Origin of the sequence: Arthrobacter sulfonylureivorans (genome assembly GCF_047607445.1) — a bacterium.
Classification (GTDB): domain Bacteria; phylum Actinomycetota; class Actinomycetes; order Actinomycetales; family Micrococcaceae; genus Crystallibacter; species Crystallibacter sulfonylureivorans_A.
On record NZ_JBLKRT010000083.1, the window covers coordinates 1 to 1,783 of the forward strand.

Sequence of the window (1,783 nt, forward strand, 5' to 3'; positions counted from 1 at the left end):
GTGTCCGCAACGGGCTTGCCCTGCAAACCACCCAACCCGCACATTCGCGTGTTGGGGACGGTTCGAGGAAGCTCCTTAGAAAGGAGGTGATCCAGCCGCACCTTCCGGTACGGCTACCTTGTTACGACTTAGTCCCAATCGCCGGTCCCACCTTCGACGGCTCCCTCCCACAAGGGGTTAGGCCACCGGCTTCGGGTGTTACCAACTTTCGTGACTTGACGGGCGGTGTGTACAAGGCCCGGGAACGTATTCACCGCAGCGTTGCTGATCTGCGATTACTAGCGACTCCGACTTCATGGGGTCGAGTTGCAGACCCCAATCCGAACTGAGACCGGCTTTTTGGGATTAGCTCCACCTCACAGTATCGCAACCCATTGTACCGGCCATTGTAGCATGCGTGAAGCCCAAGACATAAGGGGCATGATGATTTGACGTCGTCCCCACCTTCCTCCGAGTTGACCCCGGCAGTCTCCCATGAGTCCCCGCCATTACGCGCTGGCAACATGGAACGAGGGTTGCGCTCGTTGCGGGACTTAACCCAACATCTCACGACACGAGCTGACGACAACCATGCACCACCTGTGAACCGGCCCCGAAGGGAAGGACTGTTTCCAGCCCGGTCCGGCCCATGTCAAGCCTTGGTAAGGTTCTTCGCGTTGCATCGAATTAATCCGCATGCTCCGCCGCTTGTGCGGGCCCCCGTCAATTCCTTTGAGTTTTAGCCTTGCGGCCGTACTCCCCAGGCGGGGCACTTAATGCGTTAGCTACGGCGCGGAAAACGTGGAATGTCCCCCACACCTAGTGCCCAACGTTTACGGCATGGACTACCAGGGTATCTAATCCTGTTCGCTCCCCATGCTTTCGCTCCTCAGCGTCAGTTACAGCCCAGAGACCTGCCTTCGCCATCGGTGTTCCTCCTGATATCTGCGCATTTCACCGCTACACCAGGAATTCCAGTCTCCCCTACTGCACTCTAGTCTGCCCGTACCCACTGCAGACCCGGGGTTGAGCCCCGGGCTTTCACAGCAGACGCGACAAACCGCCTACGAGCTCTTTACGCCCAATAATTCCGGACAACGCTTGCGCCCTACGTATTACCGCGGCTGCTGGCACGTAGTTAGCCGGCGCTTCTTCTGCAGGTACCGTCACTTTCGCTTCTTCCCTGCTGAAAGAGGTTTACAACCCGAAGGCATTCATCCCTCACGCGGCGTCGCTGCATCAGGCTTGCGCCCATTGTGCAATATTCCCCACTGCTGCCTCCCGTAGGAGTCTGGGCCGTGTCTCAGTCCCAGTGTGGCCGGTCACCCTCTCAGGCCGGCTACCCGTCGTCGCCTTGGTAGGCCATTACCCCACCAACAAGCTGATAGGCCGCGAGTCCATCCAAGACCAAAAAATCTTTCCACCCACCACCATGCGGTGACAGGTCATATCCGGTATTAGACCCGGTTTCCCAGGCTTATCCCAGAGTCAAGGGCAGGTTACTCACGTGTTACTCACCCGTTCGCCACTAATCCCCGGTGCAAGCACCGGATCATCGTTCGACTTGCATGTGTTAAGCACGCCGCCAGCGTTCGTCCTGAGCCAGGATCAAACTCTCCGTTAATGTTTCAAACAGACACAGCACCAATAGCCGGGAAAACGACCAAAGACACTGCACTAAATTCAAACCAGGCTGATAAAAACCGCGACACACCACAGGGGCGGCACGCCACGGCACTTCAACCAATAAATAATTGGTATCAACAAACTTGGCACACTATTGAGTTCTCAAACAACAGGAGCA

The 1,783-nt window shown here is 56.8% G+C and carries 1 protein-coding gene and 1 rRNA gene; one reads left to right on the forward strand and one right to left on the reverse strand.

The genetic code is table 11. The features are described from left to right. Nucleotides 1-79: 79 nt before the first annotated feature. Nucleotides 80-1,603 (reverse strand): 16S ribosomal RNA (locus tag ACMX2H_RS18870). Between ACMX2H_RS18870 and ACMX2H_RS18875 the strand changes: the two genes are divergently transcribed. Beyond that, nucleotides 1,603-1,783, forward strand: a 181-nt coding sequence (locus ACMX2H_RS18875) for a hypothetical protein (protein ID WP_414962806.1), incomplete at its 3' end; no start/stop codon positions are given. The two genes, ACMX2H_RS18870 and ACMX2H_RS18875, sit on opposite strands and share 1 nt — an antisense overlap.